The sequence below is a fragment of the Rhodobacter capsulatus genome (genome assembly GCF_005144475.1).
In the GTDB taxonomy this organism is placed as follows: domain Bacteria; phylum Pseudomonadota; class Alphaproteobacteria; order Rhodobacterales; family Rhodobacteraceae; genus Rhodobacter; species Rhodobacter capsulatus_C.
Map to the genome: position 1 here is coordinate 24,790 of NZ_SWJZ01000100.1, position 21,399 is coordinate 46,188.

Here is a 21,399-nt window from a genome sequence, read left to right on the forward strand (position 1 = left end):
TCGCTCTGTTGCCTTCCATAAAAGACGATTGAACTTGACGTGATTTGTCCCGAACCTGATCTGGCGCAATCGGCAGACCTGACACCTCAAGATTGCGCGCCTGGCGGCCGGGCCTCGGCCGTCGGATCAGGAAGGCCAGAACATGCCAAAATCCGATTTCATGCACGCGGTCGCTCTCGCTGTTTGCCGCAAACCCGCCTTGGCGGAAATTTCCCGTGGCATCGTTCTGGCCCTTCCCTCCTGCGAAATCCTTGCGGTCGGCCCGCGCGCCTGACCCGCCCCATTCCCCAACGATCAGGTTCCGACATGCCCCTTTCGCTCACCCGCCGCGCGCTGCTTTTGTCCTCCGCCGCGCTTCTTGCCGTGCAAGCCCTGCCGTCATCGGCGCATGCCGCGACATCGGGCCGGATCACCATCGCGGCCGACAGCGAGCCCACCCAGCTCAACCCGGCCATCGCGGCTTCGAACGGCACCTTCTTCATCGCCTCGAAAGTGATCGAACCGCTGGCCGAAGCCGCCTATGACGGCACCGGGCTGAGGCCCCTGCTGGCGACGGGCTGGGAAGGTTCGGAGGATGGCCTCTCCGTCACTTTCCATCTGCGTGAGGGGGTGCGCTGGCACGATGGCACGCCCTTCACCTCGGCGGATGTGGCCTTCTCGGCCTTGCATGTCTGGAAGCCCCTGCAGAACATCGGCCGCACGCTTCTGGCCAATCTGACCGCCGTTGACACGCCCGATGCGAAAACGGCGATCTTCCGCTTCTCCAAACCGACGCCGTTGCAGCTGATTGAAAAGGCCCTGCCCGTGGTGTCGTCGGTGCTGCCCAGGCATGTCTACGAGGGCAGCGACATTGCCAAGAACCCGGCGAATTCGGCGCTGATTGGCACCGGGCCCTTCGTCTGGGGCGAGCACAAACCGGGGCAATATTACCTGCTCAAGCGCAACCCGAGCTATTGGCAGCCGGATCTGCCCCGCGCCGAGGAGCTTGTCTTCACCGTCCTGCCGGACCGGGCCTCGGCGGCGAGCGCGCTTGAAGCGGGCGATGTGCAGCTTGCGGCCTTTTCGGCGGTGCCGCTCGTCGATCTGGCGCGGATCGGCGCGGTTCCGGGGCTGGCCGTCATCACCAAGGGCTACGAGGCGCTGACCTATCAACTGATCGTCGAGATCAACCACCGCAACGACCATCTGGCCAATCTGAAGGTGCGTCAGGCGATTGCCCATGCGATCGACAAGAAATTTGTCCGTGACACCATCTTCCTTGGTCATGCCACTGAGGCCACCGGCCCGGTGCCGGCGAATGATCCGACCTTCTACACCTCCGACGTGACGCCCCATGCCTTCGATCCGGAAAAGGCGAAGGCGCTTTTGGATGAGGCCGGCTATCCGGTGCGGGCCGACGGCAAGCGTTTTGACCTGAAGCTTCTGCCCGCGCCCTATTTCACCGAAACCCGCCAGTTCGGCGATTATCTGCGGCAGGCGCTGGCCGCCGTGGGGATCGAGGCCACGATCGTCGCGCAGGATGCGCCCGGCCATCTGAAAGCGGTCTATACCGACCACGACTTCGACCTTGCCGTGGCGCCGCCGGTGTTCCGCGCCGATCCGGCGATCTCGACCACCAACCTGGTGCGGTCGGGCCTGCCTGCCGGGGTGAATTTCTCCAATCAGGGCGGATATTTGAACCCCGAACTGGACAGGCTGATCGACACCGCGCTGACCACGCTCGATCCGGCGAAACGTGTGGCGCTTTATCACCGTTTCCAGCAACTGGTGACCGAGGAGCTGCCGCTGATCAACGTGGTGGACTGGACCTTCACCTCGGTCGCCGCGACGCAGCTTTCGGGCCTTGCCACCAATCCGCGTTGGGCGGTGTCGAACTGGGCGGAGCTTGCGCTTGCCTGAGGACGGTCGATGACAGCGGTGTTGCGCTTTGTTATCTCGCGGCTGATCGGCAGCATTCCGGTGCTGCTGATCGTGCTCGCGGGGGTGTTCGCGCTTCTCGAAGCGGCGGGGGGCGATGCGATTGACGCCTATCTCGCCAGTATCGGCGGCGGCGATGCGGCTCTGGCGGCACAGTTGCGCGCCGAGCATGGGCTCGATCACTCCGCGCTGCAGCGCTTCCTGTTCCTGCTCGGGCATCTGGCGCAGGGGGATCTGGGCTGGTCGGTGGCGCTCAATCGCCCCGTCGCCTCCCTGATCGCCGAGCGTCTGCCCGCAACGCTTGCGCTGATGGGGTCGGCGACGGCGTTTTCCTTCACGCTGGGCTCGGGGCTTGGCATTCTGGCCGGGCGGCGCCCCGGATCGGGGCTTGACCGGCTCCTGTCGGGGGGCGCGCTTCTTCTGCATGCCGTTCCAGGCTTCTGGCTCGGCCTCGTGCTCTCGGTCGTCTTCGCGGTCAAGCTGCGCTGGCTGCCGGTTTCCGGGATCGAGACCATCGCCTCGGGCAAGACCGGCCTTGCGCGGGCGGTCGACATTGCGACGCATCTGGTCTTGCCCGTTTCCACGCTCACCCTGATTTATCTTGCGCTTTTCCTGCGGGTGATGCGCGGGGCCATGGCCGAGGTCTGGGCACAGGAGTTCGTTCTGGCTGCACGGGCGCGGGGCATCGCGCCCCGCCGCATCCTGCTCAACCATGTCGCGCGCAATGCGGTCTTGCCGCTGGTCACGCTGCTGGGCCTGCAATCGGCGGCGATGCTGGGCGGATCGGTGGTGATCGAAAGCGTCTTCGGCATTGCCGGTTTCGGGCGGCTGGCCGCCGAGGCCGTGGCCGGGCGCGATCCGGCGCTGCTTCTGGCGGTGATCTTCGTTTCGGCCGTGCTGGTGGTGGGGTGCAATCTGCTGGTCGATCTGGCCTATGGTCTGCTCGATCCGCGCGTACGGCCCGCCGCGCACAGGCGCGAGGTCTGAGATGCCCGTCTCCGCCTTCCATCGCCCCGAGGCACGGATCGGTGCGGCCCTTCTTGCGGCGCTCGGCCTGATTGTGCTTTTCGCCCCTTTGCTCGCCCCGGGGGATCCGTTGGCGATCTCCGGTCCGCCGCTGGTGTTGCCCTTCACCGAGGCCGCCCATCCCCTCGGCACCGACCGGCTTGGCCGCGATCTGCTGGCCGGGTTGATCCACGGCGCGCGCACTTCGATGACGGTGGGGCTTCTGGTCGCGCTCGTGGCGCTGACGGCGGGGATGCTGGTCGGAACGCTTGCAGGCCTGATCGGTGGCTGGACCGAGGTGATCCTGATGCGGATCGTCGAGGCGTTTCAGATCGTGCCCGGATTTTTGTTGGCACTGGCCTTCGTCTCGGTCACCGGGCCGCGCCTGTCCACCGTTGTCGTGGCAATTGCCCTTGGCGCCTGGACCGGGCCTGCGCGGTTGGCGCGCGCCCGGGTTCTGGTGCTGCGTGAAAGCGATTTCGTGGCGGCGGCGCGGGTTCTTGGCCATCATCCGCTTGAAATCGCCCTGCGGCAGGTGCTGCCGCTGGCCCTGCCGCCGGTGCTGTCGCTTACCGCGGTCATCGTTGCGGGCGCAATCCTGACCGAGGCGGCGCTCTCGTTTCTCGGTCTTGGCAATCCCAACGGGGTGACTTGGGGCGCGATGATCGCCGAGGGGCGCAACCAGATGCGCTCGGCCGCCTGGCTCTCGGTTCTGCCTGGCCTTGCGCTGTTGCTGACCGTGGTGGCCAGCTATCTTCTGGGCGAGGCTGTCGCCGACAGCCTTGCCGCGCGGGATCGCCGATGACTGCGGCGCCGCTTTTTTACCTGCGCGGTTTTGGCCTGCGCTATCCGGGCCAAGGCCAGCCAGCGCTGACGGGGATCGACCTTGATCTGGCGCAGGGCGAAAGGCTGGCGCTGATCGGGCCGTCCGGGTCTGGAAAATCCACCCTTGCGCGTGCGATTGCCGGGCTTTCGCCCTCCGGCAGCGCCCCTGAAGGCGGCATTCTCTGGTCCGGTGGCGCGATGCAGGCGGGGCGCGATATCGGCTTCGTGTTTCAGGATCCGGGCGGCAGTCTCAATCCGCTTTTGACGATCGGCGCGCATCTGCTGGAGGTCTTGCATCGCCATGGCAAGCTCTCGCGCAAGGTCGCCCTGGCGCGGGCCGAGGCGCTTCTCGATCAGGTGCATCTGCCCGATCCTTCCGCGGCGCTGCGGGCCTATCCGCATCAGTTTTCGGGCGGCCAGCGCCAACGCATTGCTATCGCGCTGGCGATTGCCACCGGGCCGAGGCTTTTGATCGCCGACGAGGCCACCTCGGCGCTCGATACGTTGGTGCAGGCCGAAATCGTGGCGCTGCTGCGCGATCTGACCGGGGCAGGGGGCATGGCGCTGATCTTCGTCACCCATGACATCGCGCTTGCCGCGGGGCTTGCCGACCGGATCGCCGTGCTGGAGGCCGGGCGGCTGGTCGAGTGCGGACCTGCGGCGCGGGTGATTGCCTCGCCGCAAGTCGGCCAGACGAGGGCCTTGCTGGCCGCCCATCTCGATCTGGCAAGCCCGCGCCTTGTCGGAGACCGGCCATGAGCCTTCTGACGGTGGAGGGGCTGCGCAAGACCCACCCCGGCGCCCGCGGGGGGATTGCGCTTGATGATCTGTCGCTGACGCTTGCCCCCGGCGAGACGCTGGGCCTTGTCGGGCCCTCGGGATGCGGGAAATCGAGCCTTGCGCGGGTGCTGTTGCGGCTCGACCGGCCCGATGCGGGGGCGATCCGCTTCGAAGGGCGGGACTGGCTCGCCCTGCAAGGCGGTGCGCTGCGCCGGGCCCGCGGGCGGATGCAGATGGTGTTTCAAGATCCCGGCGCTGCCTTTCATCCCCGCGCAACCGTTGCCGGTGCGCTGGCCGATGCGCTGCGTCTGCATGTGCCCGCCCCGCGCAAGGATTGGCCCGGGCTGATTGCGGCGCAGCTCGATCTGGTGGGGCTTGCCCCCGATCTGGCACCGCATCCGATCGCTACGCTGTCTGGCGGGCAGCGCCAACGTCTTGCCATTGCCCGCGCGCTTGTCCCCAATCCGAAGCTGATCGTGCTCGACGAGGCTGTTTCCGCGCTCGACACTGTCACCCGAGGGCAGATCCTCGCCCTTCTGGTGCGGTTGCAGCGCCAGCTTGGTCTTGCGCTTTTGTTCATCAGCCACGACCTTGCGGTGGTGCGCGCGGTCTCGCACCGGATCGCGGTGATGGCGGCGGGCCGGATCGTCGAGACCGGCCCCGCGGATCAGGTGCTTACCCGGCCGCAAAGCGAGATTGCCCGCCGCCTGATTGCCGCCGTGCCGACCCTGTCCCGAACCGGAGACCCGCCATGACCGATGCCCTCTGGACCCCGCTTGCCGATGTGCCGCCGTTTCCGACCGAGGGCTTTGCACCGCTTGCCGATGCGTTTGCCCGGGTGCTGCGGACAAGAAACGATGTGGTGCTGGTGCAGGCCGAGGCAGCCGTGGCGCTTGAAGCGGTGGCGCACTCGCTCGGCCGGCCGGGGCTGCGGGCGCTGGTGCTGGTCAGCTCGCTTTACGGGCGCTGGTTTGCGGGCTGGCTGCGGCGCGCGGGCGCCGACGTGCGCGAACTGGCCGCGCCCCCCGGGCAGCCGATTGTGGCGCCCGAGGTGGCGAAGGTGCTGGCGGCAGAGCGCTTCGATCTGGTTTTTGTCGTCCATGCCGAAAGCGCCTATGGCATCTTGAACCCGCTCGAAGACATCGCGGCCCTTGTGAAAGCGCAGGGTGCGCTTCTGGTGGTCGATGCGGTGGCCTCTGTCGGCGGCCATGCGCTTGATGTGGATGCACTCGGCGCGGATCTTGTGGTGATCGGGCCGCAAAAGGCGCTGGGCGGGCAGGCGGGCGTTTCGGCGGTGGCGGTGTCTGAGGCCGCTTGGGAGCGGGTGGCGCCACCGGGCGAGGCGCCCTCGGTTTTGTCGCTCGCCGATCTGCGTGCGGATTGGCTTGAGACCGGGCGCAAGGCGCTGCCCGGAACGCCGTCGGCGCTCGAATTTCACGCTCTGGCGCAGACCTTGGCACAAGTCGAGCGCGAGGGGCTTTTGGTGCTTCGGGAGCGTCACGCCTCTGCCGCCCGGGCCGCGCGGGCGGGTGCGCTGGTCCTGACCGGCCGCGCGTGGGTTTCGCCCGATCGGGCTTCGACCCTTGTCACGGCGGTAGCACTGCCCGAGGGCATTGCCGCGGCGCAGGTGCTCGCCGTGGCCGAGGTGGGGCATGCGCTTTCGGGCGGGGTGGGGTCGGGGGGCGAGCGGTTGATCCGGCTCAACCATACCGGCGCTCGGGCGCATCGTGCCGTGGTTCTGGAAGATCTGACGGTGCTCACCCGCGCCTTGGGACGGCTTGGCCATCGGGTCGACCCGGGCGCCGTCGTCTTCGCGGCAACGGGGGGCGGTGCCTAAGCCGCAGTCGCCACAACTTTAACGCGCAAGGCGGTTGTGGGCAGCATTCCGTTCTGTTTCGGGGGCCTCCGGGAGAAGCCGCCACGCTTTGAATCTCAAAAAACGCGATTGAATATATCGTGATTTATCGTGTTCCTTGAGCCTTGAAACCGGTGGGGTTCAAACCTGTGCCGGAACGAAATTCGCAAATAAAGGAGTGCCTTGCATGGCGTTCGCATCTCTGGCCGTCAGCGGTCGTCGTCTTTCCCTGTCGGCTGGCCTTGTGGCTCTTGCCCTTGGCGTCTCCCCTGCGGCCCTTCTGGCTGGCGAAGCGGATCCGGCAGCGATCCTGCGCATCGGTTCGCTTTATGAGCCGCAGAACCTCGACAATACCGCGGGGGCGGGGCAGGGCATCAACGAGGCCTTCAACGACAACGTCTACGAGGCGCTTTACCGGCTTGCCGATGACGGCACCGTCGAACCGGTTCTGGCAGCGGGTCACACGGTCAGTGCGGATGGGCTGACCCATACGTTCACGCTGAAAGACGGGGTGAAGTTCCATTCTGGCGATCCGCTCACCGCGAGGGACGTGAAATATTCGATCGAGCGGGTGATTGCGGAAGGCTCGAAAAGTTCGCGCAAGAAAAGCCTCGCTCCGATTGCGAAGATCGACACCCCGGATGATCGGACCGTGGTCATCACGTTGAAATCAAAGTCGATCTCGCTGCCCTACAACCTGTCCTATGTCTGGGTGGTGAACGATGCGGCGGGCGACATCACCGGCAAGGAAGACGGCACCGGCCCCTATGCGCTGACGGGCTGGAAGCGTGGCTCGACGCTGTCGCTCAAGGCGTTCGATGGCTACTGGGGCGCGAAACCCGAAAACGGTGGCGCGGTGTTCACCTATTTCACCGAAGCGGCGGCGCTCAACAACGCGCTGCTGACCGATGCGGTCGATCTCATTACCTCGGTGCAAAGCCCCGATGCGCTGTCGCAATTCGCCGACACCTCGACCTTCACCATCGCCGAGGGCAAATCGACGACGAAGCAGCTTCTGGCGTGGAACGACCGGGTGGCGCCTTTCGACAACGTCAAGGTACGCAAGGCGCTGGCACGGGCGATTGATGACAAGAAGCTGCTTGAGGCGATCTGGGGCAGTCGTGGCACGCTGATCGGCTCTTTCGTGCCGCCGACCGATCCGTGGTATGTCGATCTGACCGGGGTCGATGCCTATGATCCGGCAAGTGCCAAGGCGCTTCTGGCCGAGGCGGGCTATCCGAACGGCTTCAGCTTCACCCTCGATACGCCGAATTACGATCCGCATCCGATCACCGCGGAATTCGTCAAGGCGGAGCTGGCGAAGATTGGTGTCACGGTGACTATCAACATCATCACCGCCAATGAATGGTATGAGAAAATCTACCAGAAACACGATTTTCAGGCGACGCTGCAGGAACATGTGAACCACCGCGACATCGTGTTTTATGGCAACCCGGATTTCTACTGGGGCTATGACAATCCGAAGGTGACCGGACTGATTGCCGAGGCCGAAGTCAGCGACACCGAGGCGGGGCAGACCGAACGCCTGACCGAGGCGAACCGGATCATCGCCGAGGACGCCGCCTCGGACTGGTTCTTCCTCTATCCGCAACTCGTCGTCTCGAAAGCGGGGGTGAGCGGCTATCCGGTCAACGGGCTCAACGCCCAGTTCTTCCTGCGCCACATCCGCAAGGAGGGCTGAGCGGAAAGATCCAGGTCATGACGCGCTATCTGATGCGTCGCACGCTGGTGCTGGTCCTGTCGCTGATCGCGGCGGGGCTGGTGCTGTTCGTGCTTTTGCGCCTTTTGCCGGGCGATCCGGCGGCGGCGTTGCTCTCGGTGGGGGCCGATGACGCCCAGATTGCCGCCGTGCGCGCCGAACTTGGCTCCGACCAGCCGATTGCCGTGCAACTTGGTCAGTTTCTGACGGATCTGGCGCGGTTCGATTTCGGTCGGTCCTTTGTGAGCAACGCCCCCGTCGCGCCCGAAATCCTGTCGCGGCTGACGGTGACGCTGCCGCTGACCCTCGCAGCCTTTGCGCTGGCGCTGGCCTTTGCCCTGCCACTTGGCATTCTGGCGGCGCTTCGGGCGGATCGCTGGACGGGGGCGGCGCTTTCGGCGCTCTCGCAGCTTGGGCTTGCCGTGCCGGTGTTCTGGATTGGTCTCATGCTGGTCTGGCTGGTTGCGGTGCGCGCGCGCCTGCTGCCCGCCAGCGGCTTTCCAACCGAGGGCTGGTCCGACCCCGTTGCGGCGGCGCGTGCGTTGGCGCTGCCGGTTCTGACCGTCGCGCTGGTGATGGGGGCCTCGCTCTTGCGCTACATCCGGTCGGCGACGCTGGATGTGCTCGGCGCCGACTATCTGCGCCATGCCCGGGCGCTGGGGGCAAGCTTTTCCGAGGCGCTGATCCGGCATGGCCTGCGCAATGGCGCCGCGCCGGTGATTTCGATCATCGGGATCGAACTCGCCTCGACGCTGCTTGGCGCGGTGGTGGTGGAGCGCGTCTTCGCCTTGCCGGGGCTGGGCTCGATGCTCGTGCTGGCGATTGCGCAGCGCGATTACCCCTCGGTGCAGGGGGTGCTGATGGTGACGACGCTGCTGGTTCTTCTCATCGGCTTTGCGGCCGATGTGGTGCAACGCCTGATCGATCCGCGGTTGCGCGGTGAAGAGCGGGGTGCAAGCTGATGAAACGCTTGACCTGGCGGCTGGGCCTGCTGGTTCTTGGCCTGAACCTTGCGGTGGCTTTGCTGACCCTATTCTGGACGCCCTGGCCGCTCGATGGCATGACCGGCGGCCGCCTTGCCGGGCCGTCTGTCGCGCATTGGGCCGGAACCGACCGGCTGGGCCGTGACAGCCTCTCGCAGGTGATGGTTGGCGCCCGGATCGCGCTGACGGTCGGGGTGGGGGCGGCCTGCGTGGGCGGGCTGATCGGCACTCTCGTCGGGATCCTGGCGGCTTTCGCGCAGGCCTGGCTCGAGGATGCGCTTGCCGCCGCTTTCGACATTCTGATCGCCTTTCCAACCCTGCTTCTGGCGATGCTGATCGTTGCGGCGAGCAAGGATGCGAGCCTTGTGAGCGCCATTCTCGCCATCGGGATCGCAATGTCGGCGATCATCGCGCGGCTGGTGCGGGTTCTGGCGCGGCGGGTTCTGGCGCTCGATTTCATCACCGCCGCCCGGTGTTGCGGGGCCAGTTGGCCGCGCATCGTGCTCACCCATCTTCTGCCCAACATCGCGCCGACGCTACTGGTGGCCCTCGCGCTGCAAGCCGGTCTGGCGGTGATCGCCGAGGCCTCGCTTTCCTATCTCGGGCTTGGCGCGCCGCCGCCGAATGCCTCCTGGGGTCAGCTTCTCTATCAGGCGCAGGCGACGGTCTACACCGCACCGCTTGGGGTTCTGGTGCCGGGGGCGGCGCTTGTGGCGCTGGTTCTGGCGATCAATTTCGTGGCCGACGGGCTGCGCGACCGGCTCGATGCCGAGGCGGAGGCGCCAAGATGAGCCTGCTCTCCACCCTTGGGCTGAGCATTCGTGCCGGCACCCGGTGTCTGGTCGAGGATGTGGGTTTCAGCCTTGCGCCGGGGGAACGGCTGGGCCTCGTGGGCGAAAGCGGCTCGGGCAAGTCGCTCACCGCGCTCGCCCTTCTCGGGCTCCTGCCGCCGGGCCTTGTGGCCTCGGGCTCGGTCCGTCTGGCGGGCCAGCAGGTGATCGGCCGTCCCGATCGGCAGATTGCGCCGTTGCGGGGCAACGTGGCGGCGATGGTGTTTCAAGATCCGCGTGCGGCGCTCGACCCGCTGATGACGCTTGGCGCGCAGCTCGCGGTGCCGATCCGGCGTCGCGCGAAACACGACGGAGAGCGGCTCTCGCGTGACGATCTGCGCGCCCGGCAGATGGCCGCGCTGGAGCGGGTGGCCATCGACGCGCCCGAGCGGGTGCTGGCGGCCTTCCCGCATCAGGTCTCGGGCGGCCAGCGCCAGCGCGTGGCGATTGCCATGGCGCTGGCCTGCCGTCCGCAGCTTCTGATTGCCGACGAGCCGACGACGGCGCTCGATGTCTCGACGCAGGCCGAGGTTCTGGCGCTGCTCGACCGGCTCGTGCGCGAGGAGGGGCTTGCGCTGCTGTTCGTCAGCCACGATCTGCCGGTGGTGGCGGGCATCGCGGAACGGGTGGCGGTGATGGCTGCGGGCCGGATGGTCGAGACCGGGCCGGTGGCGGAGATCTTCTCCACGCCACGCGCCCCTTACACGCAAGCCTTGATCGCCGCCGCGCGGCGACTGGATGATGCACTGGGACTGCGAAAATGAGCTTGCTTGCCCTTGAAAAGGTTCACTTCGGCTATTCCCGAGGGACGACTGTGCTGCGTGGTGTTTCGCTCTGCGTGACGCAGGGCCAGAACCTTGGCATCGTTGGCGAAAGCGGGTCGGGAAAGTCGACACTGCTTCGGCTCTTGCTCGGGCTGGCCGCGCCGCAGGCGGGGCGCGTGCTGAGTGCGGGGCACCCGCTTGACCGCGCCGATCGCAGCAATATGCAGGCGCATCGGCGCTTCGTGCAGCCGGTGTTTCAGGATCCCTACACCTCGCTCGATCCGCGCATGACGGTGCGGCAGATCCTGACCGAGCCGCTGCGCGCCCTTGGCCTTGCGGCAGATCCCGAGGCGGAGGTGCTGCGCGCGCTTTCGGCGGTGCGGTTGCTGCCGGAAGCCGCCGACCGGCGCCCGCGTGACTTCTCGGGTGGGCAGCGCCAGCGCATCGCGATTGCGCGCGCGCTGATTGCCCGGCCAAAGGTGTTGCTGGCCGACGAGCCGGTGAGCGCGCTCGATCTCTCGACGCGGGCGAGCATCATCGACCTTTTTGCGGCCCTCTCGCATCAGCTGACGCTGGTGCTGGTCTCACATGATCTTGCCGTCATTGCGGCGCTCTGCCCAAGCCTTGTGGTGATGGAGCAGGGCCGGATCGTCGAGGCGGGCCTGACCCGGCAGATTTTGGATGCCCCGGCGCATTCCTATACCCGGCGCCTGCTGGCAAGCCTGCCGCGGTTGCCGCGCTAGCACCGCGCCAGAATCGTTCGGGCACCACCGGAGGAAGATCAGCGCCAGTTTTCTTCGCGCAACCCTGCGGAGAAATCGGTGTGTCCAAAACCGCGGCCAAGATCGCTGAATATATTCTACTGATCTTGTCGTGATTTTTCGTATTCTGACATCGGAACGGCGTTGAGCCGCCCTGCCGCACCGGGCTTGTCCGGTCACGGCAAGGCTGTCCCGACGCGGGGCTTGCCCGGCTGCAGGGCCTGCGCCGCTCCACGAAATTCCCCCCGCGGCCGAATGGCCGCAAACCTGTGCCCCCGCGGCCGAATGGTCGCAAACCCGTGCCCCCCGCGGCCGAATGGCCGCAGATCCTTTCCCGCGGCCTGTCCGCAGCCCCTTTCAAGGACCGACCATGAGCCTTTTCAAACTTCTGGCCACGCTTGCCCTGGCCGTGCTGACCACCACGGCCGCCCAGGCCGAAGACGAGGCCAAGGTGATCCGCTTCGGCTTCCCCGGTGTGGGCGCCGACAACCGGCCCTACAGCCATTCCACCGCCATCGCCTATGCCCGCACCCGCGAGACGCTGGAAAAGGATTTCGCCGCCGACGGCATCAAGATCGAATGGACCTTTTTCCGCGGCGCCGGCCCGGCGCTGAACGAGGCGGTGGCGGCGGGGCAGCTGGATTTCTTCCTGCTCGGCGATCTGCCCGCCATCGTCGGGCGGGCGAACGGGCTCAGGCACAAGTTCCTGTTTGCCACCGGCCGCAACGACCCGATCTATCTGGCGGTCGCGCCGGACAGCGACATCAGGACCGTCGAGGATGTGAAGGGGCGTAAGGTGGCGCTGTTCAAAGGCACCAACCTGCAAAACGCCACCGACCGCATCCTGGAACGCCACGGCCTGCGCGAGAAGGACGTGAAATTCATCAACCTTGACGCCAATTCCGCGGTGGCGGCGCTCACCTCGGGCAATGTCGATGCGGTTTTTGGCGGGCAGGAATATCTGGCGCTGGCGCAAAAGGGCGTGGTGGCGATCCCCTACACGACGAAGGGCGATGATCCGACGCTGGGGCGCAACACCTCGTTTCTGGTGACCGAGGCTTTCGCGACGGAAAACCCGAAGCTGACGCAAAAGGTGGTGACCTCGCTGATCGCCACCACGGCCTTTGCGAGCCGGGAGGAAAACCGCGCCGAGGTTTTCGACGCCTGGACCGCCGCGGGCTTCCCCGTCGCGACCTTCGAGGCGAATTTCGACGGCGTGCGGCTGTCGCAGATCCTCAACCCGCTGATCGACGATTATGTGCTCGCCCGCTACACCGAACAGGCCGAGGCGGCGAAAGCCTATGGGCTCTTGCGCGGCGATCCGCAGATCGCGACCTGGTTCGACCGCAGCTATCTCGACCGGGCGCTCGAAGACCTCAAGCTCGAGCATTTCTGGTCGAGACGCGGCGCCGATGGCGAGCCGGTCGAGATCGGCACGAACGACACGCCCACCGCGACCGGCGGCTGATCCGGCGCCGGTCCGGCCCCCGGACCGGCCTTTCCCGCCCCGGTCCGGCCCCGGACCGGCCCATTCCGATGAGGCCGACCATGACCCTGATCCACATCCAATCCGTCTCTCCCCCCGTCCTGCCGCGGTTGTTGCGCAGGGCCGCCAGCGCCGCCGAGGCGCTGCGCGCGGCGCTGGTGCCGATCCTGCTGGGCCTGTCCTTTCCGCTTGCGCTTCTGGGCCTGTGGGCGCTGGGCGCCGCGCAGGGCTGGGTGCCGCCGCAGATCCTGCCCGCGCCCGCCCTGGTCTGGCAAAGCTTCCGCGACCTCTGCGCCGATGGCAGCCTGGCGCAGCACCTGACCGACAGCCTGATCCGCGTCGCCGAGGGCTTCGCGCTGGGCGCCACGGCCGATCTGGCCTTCGGCGCGGCGGTGGCGCTGGTTCCGGCGGTCCGCGCCTGGATCTGGCCGCCGGTGCAGGCGGCGACGCGGGTGAACGCGCTGGCCTGGATGCCGCTTCTGACGCTGTTTCTGGGCATCGACGAGGCGTTGAAAGTGGTGGTGATCGGCTGGTCGGTGTCGATCCCGGTGATCCTTTCGACGGCGCGGGCGCTGGGCGAGCTGCCCGCCGCGCTGCGCGAGTTGGGGGCGGTTCTGCACCTGACGCGGCGCCAGCGGCTGCGGCTGATCGTGCTGCCGCATGCGGCGCCCTCGATCGCCACGGGGCTGCGCGAGGGCCTGGCGAACGCCTGGCAAAGCCTTGTGATCGTGGAGCTTTTCGCCTCGTTCGAGGGGCTTGGCTATCTGATGACCTGGGGGCGGCAACTCTTCCAGCTGGATCTTGTGCTGGTCGCGATGGCGGTGATCGCCACGCTCGGCTTCAGCCTTGATGCGGGGCTGCGCGCGCTCGAGCGGGCGCTGCACCCCTGGCAGAGGGAGGCCGGGCATGACCGCTGAGCTTGCCGCGCCGCGGCGCCGCGATCTGCGGCCGCTTCTCTCCTTCGCGCTCGTGCTGATCCTGTGGGATCTGGCGCATCGCTTCGCGCTTGTCGATCCGCGGTTCCTGCCCGCGCCGCTCGACATCCTGACCCGGTTCGTCAGCGAGTTGCGCGACGGCACGATCCTTGCCGATCTGGCCGCCACCTTGCGGCGCAACCTGATCGGCCTTGCGATCGGCGCGGCGGCGGGGGTCAGCCTTGGCGCGGTTCTGGGGGCCTCGCCTCTTGTCGGGCGGATCATCGGGCCGACCGTGGTGGCACAGCGGCAGACCGCGCTTTTCGCCTGGGTGCCGCTCATCGCGATGTGGTTTGGCGGCGGCGACGGCGGCAAGATCGCCTTCATCGCCATAGCCGCCTTTCAGCCGACCGTCATCAACACCTGGCGCGGCATCGCGCTCGTGCCCGAAGGTTACCGCGAACTGGCGGCCAGCCTGCGGTTTTCCCGCCTGCAATATCTGCGCCATGTCGCGCTGCCCGCCGCTGCCCCGCAGATCTTCACCGGGCTGCAGGCGGCGCTGATCTACGCCTGGCTCGCCACCGTGGGCTCCGAGCTGTTCATGAACATCACCCCCGGCCTTGGCGGGCGTCTGAGCGAGGGCAGCCAGCTGTTCAAGATGGACCTGCTGTTCCTTGCCATCGCGATCTTCGGCGCGGTCGGGCTTCTCTACACCCGCCTCGCCGAAGCGCTCGAGGCCAAGCTTCGGAAAGGAAATCGGCCATGACCGACCCGACACCCGCCTTGCAGATCCGCGCCCTGAGCAAGACCTTTGCCCTGCGCGACGGCGCGCTTGAAGTGTTGCGCGACATCACCCTGACCGTCGATCCGGGGGAATTCGTCACCATCGTCGGCGCCTCGGGTTGCGGCAAGTCCACGCTGTTGCGCCTCATCCTCGGGCTTGACCGCGACTTTCGCGGCGAGATCCTGGTCGATGGCGCGCCCGTCACCGGCCCGGCGCCCGACCGCGCGATCGTGTTTCAGGATCACCGGCTTTTGCCCTGGCTCACCGCCGAGGCGAATGTCGCGGCGGCGCTTTTGAACAGCCCGCTTGATGCCGGGACCCGGGCACGGGCGGTACGGGAACACCTTGATCTGGTGGGGCTTTCGAAATTCGCCAAAGCCTGGCCGCGGCAGCTGTCGGGCGGCATGGCGCAGCGGGTGGCGATTGCCCGCGCGCTGGTCGGGCGGCCGCGGTTTTTGCTCCTTGACGAGCCTTTGGGCGCCTTGGACGCGCTGACCCGGCTGCGGATGCAGGAGGAGTTGAAGCGCATCGTCGCGCATGAGGGGGCGACGGCGCTTCTGGTCACGCATGACGTCGACGAGGCGGTGTATCTCGGTCATCGGGTGGTGGTGATGCAGCCGCATCCGGGCCGGATCGCCACGCTCCTTGCGGTGCCGCCCGAGGCGCGGGCGGATCGCTCAAGCCCCGCCTTTGTCGCGCTGCGCGACCGGATCCTGGGGCTTCTGGGCGTCGGGGTGGAAGCACTGGCGGGTTGATCTCAGCTTTTAGACGGTGAAGCCCCGCTCCACGGCGGGGCTTTTTTCATCGCTCGATCCCGGCGGCGGCGATCCGCTCGGCCATCACGCACAGCATCTCGAACATCAGGCTGACGCCGAGCCAGGCGGTGCTGCCCGAGGGATCGAAGGGCGGCGAGACCTCGACCAGATCGGCGCCGACGAGATCAAGCCCGCGCAGCCCGCGCGCCACTTCAAGCGCCGTCCAGGAGGTCGGCCCGCCCACCTCGGGCGTGCCGGTGCCCGGCGCGAAGGCGGGATCGACGAAATCGATGTCATAGGTGACATAGGTCGGCCCGCTGCCCGCGATCGCGCGCGCTTCGGCCATCACATCGGCGGCGCCGCGGGCGTGCAGCTCGCCCGCCGGGATGATGCGGATGCCGTTCGCGGCGGCGAAATCCCGATCCTCGCGGCCAAAGGCGGTGCCGCGGATGCCGATCAGGCAATAGCGTTTCGGATCGATCAGCCCCTCCTCGACGGCGCGGCGGAAGGGCGTGCCGTGGGTGTAGCGGGCGGTGCCGAAATAGACGTCGTTCAGGTCGGTGTGGCTGTCGAACTGAATGAGCCCGACCGGCCGCGCCTTGGCCAGCGCCCGCAGGATCGGCAGCGTGCACAGATGATCGCCCCCGGCGGTCAGCGGCCGGATCCCCGCCGCCGCGACGCGATGATAAAACGCCTCGATCCGCGCCAGGCTGTCCATCAGATCGCCCGGATTGGGCGCCACATCGCCCAGATCGGCGCAACGGGCCAGCTCGAACGGCGCCACCCAGGTTTCGCCGTTCATCGCCCGGATCATCGTCGAGGCATCGCGCAGCTGTCGCGGCCCGTGCCGCGGTCCGGGGCGGTTCGTCGTGCCGCCATCCCAGGGCACGCCGATGAGGCCGATCTGCACCTCGGCCAGGCGCGGATGATCGAAAGGCACATGCGGCAGCCGCATGAAGCTGGGTACGCCGGCAAAGCGCGGCAGATCGAGGCCGGAAACCGGGGTGAAAAAGCCGTCCGTCAAGCTGATCTCCTGTCGTGGGAAAGGGCTGGCCCAGCCTAGCCCGCCATGCCGGAGAATTTCTTTCTGAAATCAACCGCCCCTGCATGTCCTTGGCCGCGCGACAGGCTCTGTCGCCCAGGGATCGCGGCCCCGGGCAAGCGTCCTTGCGCATCCGCGGAAGGCGGGTTGTCCGGCGCGCCGCTTCGGGGCATCGCGCCAATCGTTGCCGCAGAAAAGGGGACGAAACCGCCCCTGCGCAGGCGCCGGTTCGGAAAGCGGCTCTCCGCAAAGGCGATCTCGTGCAGCTTGCCTGCCGTCTTGCCTAAAGCCGCATTCTGAGGCAGGTTTCGGCCACGCCCGATCATCTGCCGGTTGAAACGCCGGCGTTCGAGACCCGAGGCCCGTCACATGCATCCCTTCGTGGAAGACTTCATTTCTCCGGACGAACCCGATTTCGAGACCATGCGCCATTCCGTTCTGACCGGGGCGCCCTTTCAGCGCGCCGTCGGCTGCCGGAGCGACCTGGAGGAGCATCTTGCGATGCTGCATCGCGAATTTGTCGGCCAGCCCCGGATCAAGTTTGCCCATGCCGCGATGACCGTCCTGCTGCGCCGCAAGATTGCCACCGAAACGGTCCACAGGCATTATCGCGCCCTCTGGTCCGAACATGCGGACATCCTGCTGGAGACCCTCGACAGCCGCTGGCTTGTCTCGGCCTGCGACACGCTGAGCGACCTGAGCGAGGATCCCGACGAGGCACGGACGGCGACACTGATCACCCTGTTCGTCAGTACGGTGAAGCTGTTCGAGACGGAACGTCTCATGGACGGGCCGCCGCCGCCGGGGACGCCCTTGACGCAGCGCTGCCTGCTGCATGACGGGCTGACCAACTTCATGGTCGGGGGCGGGGACATGGTCGCCAACCTGCTGCACAGGCTTGACCGGACGCTTCGGCACGGCGTGCTTGTCGACCGCATCGCCCGCCAGATCATCAGCCGTGCCCTGGCCTGCGACACGGTGTTCGCGCGGTTTGGCAGGCACCAGTCGCGGAACACATGGCCGCCGCACCTGCCGATGCCGCCGATCCTGCCCCGACCGGTCCGACCGGCCAGGGCCGTCCGCGCTGCGCCGCCCGGGCGACCGCGGTATGTCCTGCTCAATGACACCGCGCGGCTTGGCGGCGGGTTCCATCTTGGCACGCTTTGCGCCTGTCATGCGATTCGCAGCCATCTTGCCGACCGCGGGCTGCAGGACGTCGGCTGGGCCAATGATCTTGCGGGCTTTCGCGCGCTGCTGGACGGCTGTGAAACGCCCCCGGAGCTTCTGGTCCTGAACGGAGAGGGCACGCTGCATCACGGTGCGCCGCGCGCCCGCGCCCTGCTGGAGACCTGCAGGATCGCCGGCACGCTTGGCATGAAAGTTGCGGTCATCAACACCGTCTGGGAGGCCAATGACCCCGAGATGGCCGCGATCCTGAAAGGTGTCGATGTCGTCCATGTCCGCGACACGCGTTCCCGCGCGGCGCTGCCGCCGGATGTGCCGGCATGCGTGACGCCGGATGCCTCCATCCCGATCTTCCGGGAAATCACCCGGTCGGCGGGGTTTCCGCCCCCCGGGCATGCGGTTGCGGTCATGGACAATGTCGTGCCGAAGGCCGCAGAGGCGTTGCTGCGGTTCGCCGAAGCCGGTGCGCTGCCGTTCTTCGCCATGCCCGGGGTGGCGCTTGGCCAGATGCGGCAGACCGTTTCCGCAAGATCAGGTCCGGTCTGGCCGCGCCTGCTGCAAGTGACCGATCTGATGTCGGCCGAGGCCTGGGTCACCGGGCGGTTTCATGGGCTGATCGGCGCGCTTTGCGCCGGGCGGCCGGTTTGCGCCACCCGGTCGAACACCGCAAAGATCGAGGGGCTGCTGGCGGACCTCGGGCTGACCGAGGCGTGTCTGCTGGGCGAAGACTGGGGGTCGAAACCGCGACCGGAGCAAGTCCTCGAGGTGCACAGCTGTCTGGACCGGCAGAAGGATCCGGCTTTCATGGCCCGCCGTGACCAGCAGCTGCTGTCCGCCTGCGACCGGATTGGCCAGATGTTCGATCAGGTCGCGGCGCTGGTCGTCGACACGCCGCCAAAGGCGGCCGCGCGGGGCTGAACGGGCGCCGCCCGCTGCGACAGGGCCGGGTTGCATCCGCGCAACTCCGCCCCACCGGCGGTCGTTGCGGGCTGATGCAGGTCAATGCGGGCGCGGTCGGTCGGTCGCAGACTGACGGACCGGTGAAAGGGTTCCACCCATGCGCAAGCCTTCCTCTGACGCGCCGCCCGAAGACCTGCCGCAAGACCGGCGGGGGGATCTGTCGCCCCGCGGTCCCGGGCTGACGGGGGCCAGACTGACGGGGGCCGGGTTGACGGGGACCGGGTTGACGGGGGCCGAGGCCGCCCGGCGGCTGCGGGCCGAAGGGCCGAATGCCCTGCCGCGCCCGAAGCCGCGCGGCGCGGTGCGTCTGGTTCTGGACGTGCTGCAAGAGCCGATGCTGAGCCTGCTTCTGGCGGGCGGGGCGATCTATCTGCTGCTGGGCGATCGCGCCGAAGGGGCGATCCTGCTGGTGTTTGCCGGGCTTTCGGTCGGCCTGACCGTGGTGCAGGAGGCGCGGACCGAACGCGTGCTGGAGGCGCTGCGCGATCTGACCAGCCCGCGGGCGCTGGTGATCCGCGACGGGCAGCGGCGGCGCATCGCCGGGCAGGATCTGGTCCGGGGCGACCTGATCGTGCTGGCCGAGGGCGACCGGGTGCCCGCCGATGCGCAGCTGCAGCCGGGGGCGGAGCTGACCCTCGACGAGTCGCTTCTGACCGGCGAGGCGGTGCCGGTGCGCAAGACCGCCGCCCGCGCGACGGCGCGGGTGTTCTCGGGCACGCTGGTCGTCGGCGGCAGCGCCGAGGCGCGGGTGACCGCTACCGGCCCGGCCAGCGAGATCGGCCGGATCGGCACCTCGCTGGCGCTTCTCGATCCCGAAACCCCGCATCTGCAGCGCCAGATGCGCGGGCTGGTGCTGGGCTTCGCGCTGATCGGCGGGGCGGTCAGTCTGGGGGTGGTGGCGCTTTACGGCCTGACCCGGGGCGGCGACTGGCTGCAGGCGCTGCTGGCCGGGATTGCCGTCGGCATGTCGATGCTGCCCGAGGAATTCCCGATGGTTCTGGCGGTCTTCATGGCGATGGGGGCGTGGCGGATCTCGAAGGCGGGGGTTCTGACCCGCCGCGCCAGCGCCATCGAGACCCTGGGCGCGGCCAGCGTGCTGTGCACCGACAAGACCGGCACGCTGACGGAAAACCGGATGACCATCGCCAGCCTGCAGCTGGCCGATGGCCGCGCATGGGACGCCGATGCCGCGCTTGCGCCCGCCTTTCAGGGGCTGGCGCAGGCGGGCACGCGGGCCTCGGCGCCTGCGCCCTTCGACCCGATGGAGGCGGCCTTTCACCGCCTCTCGCCGCTGGGCGCGGGCAAGCTGATCCGCTCCTATCCGCTCGGGCCGGAGCTTCTGGCGATGACGCAGGTCTGGCGGCAGGGCGATGCGGTCACCGCCTATGCCAAGGGCGCCCCCGAGGCGATCGCGGCGCTCTGCGGTCTCGCCCCCGAGACCCTGCGCGCGCAGGTGGACCGGCTTGCCGCGACCGGGCAGCGGGTGCTGGCGGTGGCGCAGGCCGAGACCGGGGCGGCGGCTTTGCCCGCGCGGCAAAGCGGCTTTGCGTTCCGATTCCTGGGGCTGGTCGGGCTGATCGATCCGCTGCGCGCCAGCGTGCCGCAGGCGATGGCCACCTGCAAGACGGCCGGGATCCGGGTGATCATGATCACCGGCGACCACCCCGCCACCGCCGAGGCGATCGCCCGTCTTGCGGGGCTGGGCGATCACCGGGCGATCACCGGCGACGATCTGGACGGGATGACCGATCCCGCGCTGCGCCAGGCGCTGGCGGGCGCCGCCGTCTTTGCCCGCATCCGGCCCGAGCAGAAGCTGCGCATCGTGCAGGCGCTGAAAGCCGGGGGCGCGATCGTGGCGATGACCGGCGACGGGGTGAACGATGCGCCCTCGCTCAAGGCGGCGCATATCGGCGTGGCGATGGGCGGGCGCGGCACCGATGTCGCGCGCGAGGCCGCCGCGATCGTGCTTTTGACCGACGATTTCGGCGCGATCGTCCGCACCATCGCGCTGGGGCGGCGGATTTACGACAATCTGCGCAAGGCGATGAGCTTCATTCTGGCGGTGCATGTGCCGATTGCCGGTCTGGCGCTTCTGCCGCTGATCCTTGGCACGCCGCTGCTGTTCGGGCCGCTGCATATCGCGCTTTTGGAAATGATCATCGACCCGGTCTGCGCGCTGGTCTTCGAGGCCGAGGAAGAGGAGGCGGGCCTGATGGCGCGTCCGCCCCGCCCGGTGGCCGAGCCGCTGTTTTCCGGGCCGACGATCCTGTGGAGCCTGACCCAGGGCGTCGTGGCCTTTGCCGCGGTGGCCGCGATCTATCTGGCCGCGCCGCAGTTCGGCATGGCCGAGGCGCAGACCCGGGCGCTGAGCTTTGCCGCGCTCGTGATGACGATCCTGGCGCTGATCCTGGTGAACCGGGTGCGCGCGGCCTCGTTGCTGAGCGCGCTTTCACGGCGCAACCGCGCGCTTGGCGTGATCCTCGCGGCGGTGACGACGGTTCTGGCGCTGGTGCTGGGGGGGGCGCAGATCCGCGCCCTGTTCGGCTTCGAGCTGCCGCCGCCCGTGGCGCTGGCGGTGCCTTTGGCGGCGGGGGCGGCGGTGCTGGTGCTGCTCGAGGCGCTCAAGGCGCTGTGGGCGCGGTTCGGCCCCGCAAGACCCGCCCCGGCGGCAGGCTGACCCGGAGCGGCGGCCGCCCGTTCCCGCCTGACGCATGACGCTTGGCACATGACGCTTGGCGCGCATGGAGAGGCCCCCCTTTCGGGGGGCCTTTTGGTCTGTCTCAGGAGCCGAAGGTGAAATTCGGCAGGGCCTTGAGGGATTCCTTGGTGGCGC

Annotated in this window: 19 protein-coding genes; 17 read left to right on the forward strand and 2 right to left on the reverse strand. The window is 67.9% G+C overall.

Annotation, left to right across the window (positions count from 1 at the left end; all coding sequences use genetic code 11):
- The first annotated feature begins 306 nt into the window (after positions 1 to 306).
- The 15 genes from FBT96_RS17915 (at position 307) to FBT96_RS17985 (ending at position 15,379) form a co-directional block, all read left to right on the forward strand.
- A complete protein-coding gene (locus tag FBT96_RS17915) occupies positions 307 to 1,899 on the forward strand; it encodes an ABC transporter substrate-binding protein (RefSeq protein WP_136909083.1) in 1,593 nt (530 codons plus the stop codon).
- Positions 1,900 to 1,908: 9 nt separating this feature from the next.
- Positions 1,909 to 2,904, forward strand: coding sequence for an ABC transporter permease (locus FBT96_RS17920; RefSeq protein ID WP_136909085.1), 996 nt, complete (start codon positions 1,909 to 1,911; stop codon positions 2,902 to 2,904).
- Between the two features lies 1 nt (position 2,905).
- Entirely contained in the window at positions 2,906 to 3,727 is an 822-nt protein-coding gene (locus FBT96_RS17925; RefSeq protein ID WP_136909087.1) for an ABC transporter permease, read from the forward strand.
- Positions 3,724 to 4,506, forward strand: a complete 783-nt coding sequence (locus tag FBT96_RS17930; protein ID WP_136909089.1) for an ABC transporter ATP-binding protein — start codon at positions 3,724 to 3,726, stop codon at positions 4,504 to 4,506. Before FBT96_RS17925 ends, FBT96_RS17930 begins: the two co-directional genes overlap by 4 nt.
- On the forward strand, positions 4,503 to 5,282 hold the full coding sequence (locus FBT96_RS17935; RefSeq protein ID WP_136909091.1) for an ABC transporter ATP-binding protein: 780 nt from the start codon (positions 4,503 to 4,505) through the stop codon (positions 5,280 to 5,282). Before FBT96_RS17930 ends, FBT96_RS17935 begins: the two co-directional genes overlap by 4 nt.
- Positions 5,279 to 6,364 carry an aminotransferase class V-fold PLP-dependent enzyme gene (locus FBT96_RS17940; RefSeq protein WP_136909093.1) on the forward strand — a complete coding sequence of 362 codons (1,086 nt, stop codon included), beginning with the start codon at positions 5,279 to 5,281 and terminating at the stop codon, positions 6,362 to 6,364. Before FBT96_RS17935 ends, FBT96_RS17940 begins: the two co-directional genes overlap by 4 nt.
- 205 nt (positions 6,365 to 6,569) lie before the next feature.
- The gene (locus FBT96_RS17945) at positions 6,570 to 8,084 is read left to right on the forward strand and encodes an ABC transporter substrate-binding protein (protein ID WP_136909094.1); all 1,515 of its coding nucleotides are present in this window, start codon (positions 6,570 to 6,572) and stop codon (positions 8,082 to 8,084) included.
- Between the two features lie 17 nt (positions 8,085 to 8,101).
- Positions 8,102 to 9,064, forward strand: coding sequence for an ABC transporter permease (locus FBT96_RS17950; protein WP_136909096.1), 963 nt, complete (start codon positions 8,102 to 8,104; stop codon positions 9,062 to 9,064).
- Positions 9,064 to 9,876: an ABC transporter permease gene (locus FBT96_RS17955; RefSeq protein WP_136909098.1), complete on the forward strand. Its 813-nt coding sequence runs from the start codon at positions 9,064 to 9,066 to the stop codon at positions 9,874 to 9,876. Before FBT96_RS17950 ends, FBT96_RS17955 begins: the two co-directional genes overlap by 1 nt.
- Entirely contained in the window at positions 9,873 to 10,679 is an 807-nt protein-coding gene (locus FBT96_RS17960) for an ABC transporter ATP-binding protein (RefSeq protein ID WP_136909100.1), read from the forward strand. Before FBT96_RS17955 ends, FBT96_RS17960 begins: the two co-directional genes overlap by 4 nt.
- Positions 10,676 to 11,422 carry an ABC transporter ATP-binding protein gene (locus FBT96_RS17965; protein WP_136909102.1) on the forward strand — a complete coding sequence of 249 codons (747 nt, stop codon included), beginning with the start codon at positions 10,676 to 10,678 and terminating at the stop codon, positions 11,420 to 11,422. Before FBT96_RS17960 ends, FBT96_RS17965 begins: the two co-directional genes overlap by 4 nt.
- A 388-nt stretch (positions 11,423 to 11,810) precedes the next feature.
- Positions 11,811 to 12,908: an ABC transporter substrate-binding protein gene (locus FBT96_RS17970; protein ID WP_169583577.1), complete on the forward strand. Its 1,098-nt coding sequence runs from the start codon at positions 11,811 to 11,813 to the stop codon at positions 12,906 to 12,908.
- Between the two features lie 80 nt (positions 12,909 to 12,988).
- Positions 12,989 to 13,843 carry an ABC transporter permease gene (locus FBT96_RS17975; RefSeq protein ID WP_136909106.1) on the forward strand — a complete coding sequence of 285 codons (855 nt, stop codon included), beginning with the start codon at positions 12,989 to 12,991 and terminating at the stop codon, positions 13,841 to 13,843.
- Positions 13,833 to 14,606 (forward strand): ABC transporter permease, encoded by a 774-nt coding sequence (locus tag FBT96_RS17980; protein ID WP_169583579.1) that lies wholly within the window; start codon positions 13,833 to 13,835, stop codon positions 14,604 to 14,606. Before FBT96_RS17975 ends, FBT96_RS17980 begins: the two co-directional genes overlap by 11 nt.
- Positions 14,603 to 15,379, forward strand: coding sequence for an ABC transporter ATP-binding protein (locus FBT96_RS17985; RefSeq protein ID WP_169583581.1), 777 nt, complete (start codon positions 14,603 to 14,605; stop codon positions 15,377 to 15,379). Before FBT96_RS17980 ends, FBT96_RS17985 begins: the two co-directional genes overlap by 4 nt.
- 46 nt (positions 15,380 to 15,425) lie before the next feature.
- Here FBT96_RS17985 and FBT96_RS17990 read toward each other — a convergent pair whose 3' ends face one another.
- Complete coding sequence (locus FBT96_RS17990; protein WP_136909110.1) at positions 15,426 to 16,403, reverse strand: agmatinase; 978 nt, start codon at positions 16,401 to 16,403, stop codon at positions 15,426 to 15,428.
- A 35-nt stretch (positions 16,404 to 16,438) separates the two neighbouring features.
- Positions 16,439 to 16,747 (reverse strand): hypothetical protein, encoded by a 309-nt coding sequence (locus FBT96_RS20875; RefSeq protein ID WP_169583583.1) that lies wholly within the window; start codon positions 16,745 to 16,747, stop codon positions 16,439 to 16,441.
- A gap of 97 nt (positions 16,748 to 16,844) precedes the next feature.
- Between FBT96_RS20875 and FBT96_RS17995 the strand changes: the two genes are divergently transcribed.
- Positions 16,845 to 18,524 (forward strand): hypothetical protein, encoded by a 1,680-nt coding sequence (locus tag FBT96_RS17995; RefSeq protein WP_169583585.1) that lies wholly within the window; start codon positions 16,845 to 16,847, stop codon positions 18,522 to 18,524.
- Positions 18,525 to 18,663: 139 nt separating this feature from the next.
- Positions 18,664 to 21,243 carry a cation-translocating P-type ATPase gene (locus FBT96_RS18000; protein WP_136909114.1) on the forward strand — a complete coding sequence of 860 codons (2,580 nt, stop codon included), beginning with the start codon at positions 18,664 to 18,666 and terminating at the stop codon, positions 21,241 to 21,243.
- Positions 21,244 to 21,399 lie beyond the last annotated feature (156 nt).

Excerpts from the sequence above, each read along its gene's own strand:
- FBT96_RS17955 (WP_136909098.1), top strand. The coding sequence starts at position 9,064 with ATGAAACGCTTGACCTGGCGGCTGGGCCTGCTGGTTCTTGGCCTGAAC.
- FBT96_RS17975 (WP_136909106.1), top strand. The coding sequence starts at position 12,989 with ATGACCCTGATCCACATCCAATCCGTCTCTCCCCCCGTCCTGCCGCGG.
- FBT96_RS18000 (WP_136909114.1), top strand. The coding sequence starts at position 18,664 with ATGCGCAAGCCTTCCTCTGACGCGCCGCCCGAAGACCTGCCGCAAGAC.
- FBT96_RS17930 (WP_136909089.1), top strand. The coding sequence starts at position 3,724 with ATGACTGCGGCGCCGCTTTTTTACCTGCGCGGTTTTGGCCTGCGCTAT.
- FBT96_RS17950 (WP_136909096.1), top strand. The coding sequence starts at position 8,102 with ATGACGCGCTATCTGATGCGTCGCACGCTGGTGCTGGTCCTGTCGCTG.
- FBT96_RS17935 (WP_136909091.1), top strand. The coding sequence starts at position 4,503 with ATGAGCCTTCTGACGGTGGAGGGGCTGCGCAAGACCCACCCCGGCGCC.
- FBT96_RS17970 (WP_169583577.1), top strand. The coding sequence starts at position 11,811 with ATGAGCCTTTTCAAACTTCTGGCCACGCTTGCCCTGGCCGTGCTGACC.
- FBT96_RS17925 (WP_136909087.1), top strand. The coding sequence starts at position 2,906 with ATGCCCGTCTCCGCCTTCCATCGCCCCGAGGCACGGATCGGTGCGGCC.
- FBT96_RS17915 (WP_136909083.1), top strand. The coding sequence starts at position 307 with ATGCCCCTTTCGCTCACCCGCCGCGCGCTGCTTTTGTCCTCCGCCGCG.
- FBT96_RS17980 (WP_169583579.1), top strand. The coding sequence starts at position 13,833 with ATGACCGCTGAGCTTGCCGCGCCGCGGCGCCGCGATCTGCGGCCGCTT.
- FBT96_RS17985 (WP_169583581.1), top strand. The coding sequence starts at position 14,603 with ATGACCGACCCGACACCCGCCTTGCAGATCCGCGCCCTGAGCAAGACC.
- FBT96_RS17960 (WP_136909100.1), top strand. The coding sequence starts at position 9,873 with ATGAGCCTGCTCTCCACCCTTGGGCTGAGCATTCGTGCCGGCACCCGG.
- FBT96_RS17940 (WP_136909093.1), top strand. The coding sequence starts at position 5,279 with ATGACCGATGCCCTCTGGACCCCGCTTGCCGATGTGCCGCCGTTTCCG.
- FBT96_RS17965 (WP_136909102.1), top strand. The coding sequence starts at position 10,676 with ATGAGCTTGCTTGCCCTTGAAAAGGTTCACTTCGGCTATTCCCGAGGG.
- FBT96_RS17995 (WP_169583585.1), top strand. The coding sequence starts at position 16,845 with ATGCGCCATTCCGTTCTGACCGGGGCGCCCTTTCAGCGCGCCGTCGGC.
- FBT96_RS17920 (WP_136909085.1), top strand. The coding sequence starts at position 1,909 with ATGACAGCGGTGTTGCGCTTTGTTATCTCGCGGCTGATCGGCAGCATT.
- FBT96_RS17945 (WP_136909094.1), top strand. The coding sequence starts at position 6,570 with ATGGCGTTCGCATCTCTGGCCGTCAGCGGTCGTCGTCTTTCCCTGTCG.
- FBT96_RS20875 (WP_169583583.1), bottom strand. The coding sequence starts at position 16,747 with ATGATCGGGCGTGGCCGAAACCTGCCTCAGAATGCGGCTTTAGGCAAG.